Genomic DNA, 3,702 nt, shown 5'->3' on the forward strand with positions numbered 1-3,702 from the left:
GGTGACCGCCCGTCACCGACACCGCGTCGATCATCTCCTGACGCACCGCGTCCGCCACCGCCTGAAGCTGGCTCTCGGGAAGCGCGCGAAGAGCCGACGTCTCGTCAAGCCCGTCGAGGATCGAGGTTTCTATCCGTGACAATGGCTCACTCACTTCTTTGAATCGGATAACGGATCGACAGGGCGCCCCACCTGCCGCTATCGGCTTCGGGCAGGGGCCCACGATCCTGATGATGACAACATTCTACGCCGCGAGGTCGCCATGCCCGTTGCGCACTATAACGCCACTATCGATCAATACCACGCCGACGTTGCAGGTCCGCTGACCGCTTCCCAGGCTTTTGAGCGTTCTGGCGATCGCGGGAGTTAAGGATTTGCGGCCGATCGATCAATGTCGAAGAATGGTTTTTCCGCCATCGATGACTTCGCTGCGAGCCGAGATGACCCGCTTTCTCCGCCTGTCCGCGCTGCTGTCGATGGGGCTCTGGGCCTGTGTGACGCTTTGTCCTGAACCGTCGTCGGCCTCGCCGCTATCGATCCCGGCGCCCGTCCTCGAATTGAGATTGCCCTGCGACAGGCTCGACGGCTGCCGGAACCCAGGCTCGCTGCAGCGACCGGACCGCCGGGTCGAGCCCTTCGGCGGCACCCTCGGCCGGCCCTGCGCCTATCGCTGGCGGCCGACGCCCTCGGGCACGCGCAAGGTCCGGATCTGCTCTTGACCATCCCGATGCGGCGGACCGGGCGGCGTTCGGCTGCGGCGTGCCTTCTCCTCGTCGGCGTGGCGTGTCCGGCGGGCGAGAGCAGGGCGGAATCGGCCTGCCCCTCGAGCTTCGCGGAGGGGCGGGCGCCGGTTCTCGTCAACCTCAAGCTCGCCCGCGAGACGACGAGCCTTTGCTACGAGGCTTTCGCGGTGCTGCATTCGGGCGTGTCGCGCACCCCCGTCTACGCCTCCGAACTCCTGACGCGGGCGAGCGTCGCCAAGGCGCGCATCGTCGACCGGACGGATTCCTTCCACGAGGAGGACCGCCTGCCGAGATCCGGCCGCGCCCGGCTGGAAGACTACGTCCGGAGCGGCTTCGACCGGGGCCACATGGCGCCGGCCGGAGACATGCCGAGCGCGGCGGCGCAAGCCGAGTCGTTCACCCTCGCCAATGTCGTGCCCCAGGATCGCACCCTGAACCGGGGCCTGTGGGCGGCGATCGAGGAGAGCGTCCGCCGCCTCGCTGTCGCGCGGGGGCGCCTTTTCGTCGTCACCGGCACGATCTACGCCGGCAGCACCATCGACTCCCTCGACGGCCGCGTCCTCGTGCCCACATCCCTGTTCAAGGCGGTCTACGATCCGGCGCACGGCGAGGCGGCGGCCTATCTCGTGGCGAACCGGGCCGATGCGGAATGGCGATCGGTCCCCCTCGACGAACTGACCACCCTCTCGGGCATCGACGTCTTTCCCGGCCTCATGGCGACGGCGATGGACCTGCCCGAGCCGCGCACCTATTCCAGAGGCGACACGGCCGGCGAGCGTCCGAAAAAACGCATGCGCGAGGAACCGAGTTTCGGCGAATGGGCACTGGCAGCGCTTCACCGCATCGCGCGGCGCCTCCTCCGTGAAGTCCTGCGATCGATTTTCTGATGATTCGGGGAAGACGGACATGAAGAGCACGGCCGAGACGAAGGCGCCCGCCCCGACCTTCACCCCCTTCGCGGACGACGCCACCGTCGAGACCATCGGGGGGCTCTCCGTGGAAAACGGGACAGGGTCGATCGCCGTTCACGGCAGCCTCGACCTGCCGCGAGACAGGATGGGACTGGATCGCGCGCGCAAGCTCAAGGCAGTCGCCGACGCGATCGTGGCCGCGCTCGAAGCCACCGACATGCCGGACGAGGCGCCGCGCACGGCATCGAACTCCCGCACGGTCGAGAACCCGTTCGCGTGAACCGGGGACGGGGCGGCTTCCAAAACAGCCGGCGCCGGCTCCCGCACCATACCCGTTCTTGCCGCTGACCCGCCGCCCTGATACTTCCAGCCATCGTCCGACGCGGTGCGGTTTCGAGGACGGCTCGCCGCCGTCCGACGCCGCCGCACGCGGGACGGCCCGGGCAGACCGGAGCAACGCGCGCCGCTTTTCATGGCGCGCGACCTCCGCGGCAAGGCCCACCCACGCCATTTCCGGCGGCCGATCCAGCGCCCCCGCGCCAAGCCGCCCAGCAACAGTCAAGGATACCGGACGCTCATGGCGCGCGAATTCATCTACCACATGAAGGGTCTGACCAAGACCTATACCGGTGGCAAGAAGATCTTGGACAACGTCAATCTGTCGTTCTATCCGGACGCCAAGATCGGCGTGCTCGGCATCAACGGCTCGGGCAAGTCGACCCTGCTCAAGATCATGGCCGGCATCGACACGGAATGGACCGGCGAGGGCTTCGTCGCGCAGGGCGCTCGCGTCGGTTACCTGCCGCAGGAGCCGCAGCTCGATCCGAACAAGTCGGTGCGCGAGAACGTGATGGAGGGCGTCGCCGAGAAGCAGGCGCTCCTCGACCGCTACAACGAACTCGCCATGAACTATTCCGAGGAGACGGCGGACGAGATGACCGCCCTCCAGGACCAGATTGAAGCCAAGGACCTGTGGGAGCTCGATTCGAAGGTCAATCAGGCCATGGAAGCCCTCGGCTGCCCCAGCGACGAGCAGCCCGTCGCCACCCTGTCGGGCGGCGAGCGCCGCCGCGTGGCGCTCTGCAAGCTGCTGCTCTGGGAGCCGGAACTGCTCCTCCTCGACGAGCCCACCAACCATCTCGACGCCGAGACCGTGAACTGGCTCGAAGGCCACCTGAAGCAATATCCCGGCGCGATCCTGATCGTGACCCACGATCGCTACTTCCTCGACAACGTCACCGGCTGGATCCTCGAACTCGACCGCACCCGCGGCTACCCCTACGAGGGCAACTACTCGGCCTGGCTCATCCAGAAGCAGAAGCGCCTCGCCCAGGAAGGCCGCGAGGACATGGCCCGCCAGCGCGCCATCAACCGCGAGCAGGAATGGATCTCGGCCTCGCCCAAGGCGCGCCAGTCGAAGTCGAAGGCCCGCATCACCCGCTACGACGAGCTGGTGGCCAAGCAGAACGACAAGATCGACGCCTCGGCCCAGATCGTCATCCCCATCGACGAGCGCCTCGGCAACAACGTCATCGAGTTCGACCATCTCAACAAGGCGTTCGGCGACCGCCTGCTGATCGAGGACCTGTCGTTCAAGCTGCCACCCGGCGGCATCGTCGGCGTCATCGGCCCGAACGGTGCGGGCAAGACGACGCTGTTCAAGATGATCACCGGCCAGGAGAAACCCGACGGCGGCACCATCTCCGTCGGCGAAACCGTGCATCTCGGCTATGTCGACCAGTCGCGCGACGCCCTCGATCCCGGTGCGACGGTCTGGCAGGAGGTCTCGGGCGGCAACGACATCATCTATTTCAACAAGCGCGAGATCAATTCCCGCGCCTATTGCGCGGCCTTCGCCTTCAAGGGCTCCGACCAGCAGAAGAAGGTCGGCACCCTGTCGGGCGGTGAGCGCAACCGCGTGCATCTGGCCCGCACGCTCAAGGGCGGCGCCAACGTGCTGCTCCTCGACGAGCCCACCAACGACCTCGACATGGAGACCTTGCGGGCCCTCGAAGAGGCACTGGAGGATTACGCCGGCTGCGCCGTCA

5 protein-coding genes are annotated in these 3,702 nt (G+C 66.9%); 4 read left to right on the plus strand and 1 reads right to left on the minus strand.

What is annotated here, in order from left to right; genetic code table 11:
• On the minus strand, nt 1-142 hold a 142-nt coding region (locus MKK51_RS27275), incomplete at its 3' end, for a 1-deoxy-D-xylulose-5-phosphate synthase N-terminal domain-containing protein (RefSeq protein ID WP_279601248.1).
• Between the two features lie 298 nt (nt 143-440).
• Between MKK51_RS27275 and MKK51_RS20335 the strand changes: the two genes are divergently transcribed.
• The 4 genes from MKK51_RS20335 to ettA all read left to right on the plus strand — a co-directional run.
• The gene (locus MKK51_RS20335) at nt 441-719 is read left to right on the plus strand and encodes a hypothetical protein (protein ID WP_243980258.1); all 279 of its coding nucleotides are present in this window, start codon (nt 441-443) and stop codon (nt 717-719) included.
• An 8-nt stretch (nt 720-727) separates the two neighbouring features.
• Nucleotides 728-1,630 (plus strand): DNA/RNA non-specific endonuclease, encoded by a 903-nt coding sequence (locus MKK51_RS20340; protein ID WP_409565734.1) that lies wholly within the window; start codon nt 728-730, stop codon nt 1,628-1,630.
• A 19-nt stretch (nt 1,631-1,649) separates the two neighbouring features.
• Complete coding sequence (locus tag MKK51_RS20345) at nt 1,650-1,934, plus strand: hypothetical protein (RefSeq protein WP_243980262.1); 285 nt, start codon at nt 1,650-1,652, stop codon at nt 1,932-1,934.
• Nucleotides 1,935-2,231: 297 nt separating this feature from the next.
• A partial coding sequence (gene ettA, locus MKK51_RS20350; protein WP_243980264.1) for an energy-dependent translational throttle protein EttA occupies nt 2,232-3,702 on the plus strand: 1,471 nt, incomplete at its 3' end.

It is taken from the genome of Methylobacterium sp. E-045 (assembly GCF_022829685.1).
Lineage (GTDB): Bacteria > Pseudomonadota > Alphaproteobacteria > Rhizobiales > Beijerinckiaceae > Methylobacterium.

Bases quoted from the DNA above. Each gene is read 5' to 3' on its own strand.
- MKK51_RS20345 (WP_243980262.1), top strand. From the start codon at position 1,650: ATGAAGAGCACGGCCGAGACGAAGGCGCCCGCCCCGACCTTCACCCCC.
- MKK51_RS20335 (WP_243980258.1), top strand. From the start codon at position 441: ATGACCCGCTTTCTCCGCCTGTCCGCGCTGCTGTCGATGGGGCTCTGG.
- MKK51_RS20340 (WP_409565734.1), top strand. From the start codon at position 728: ATGCGGCGGACCGGGCGGCGTTCGGCTGCGGCGTGCCTTCTCCTCGTC.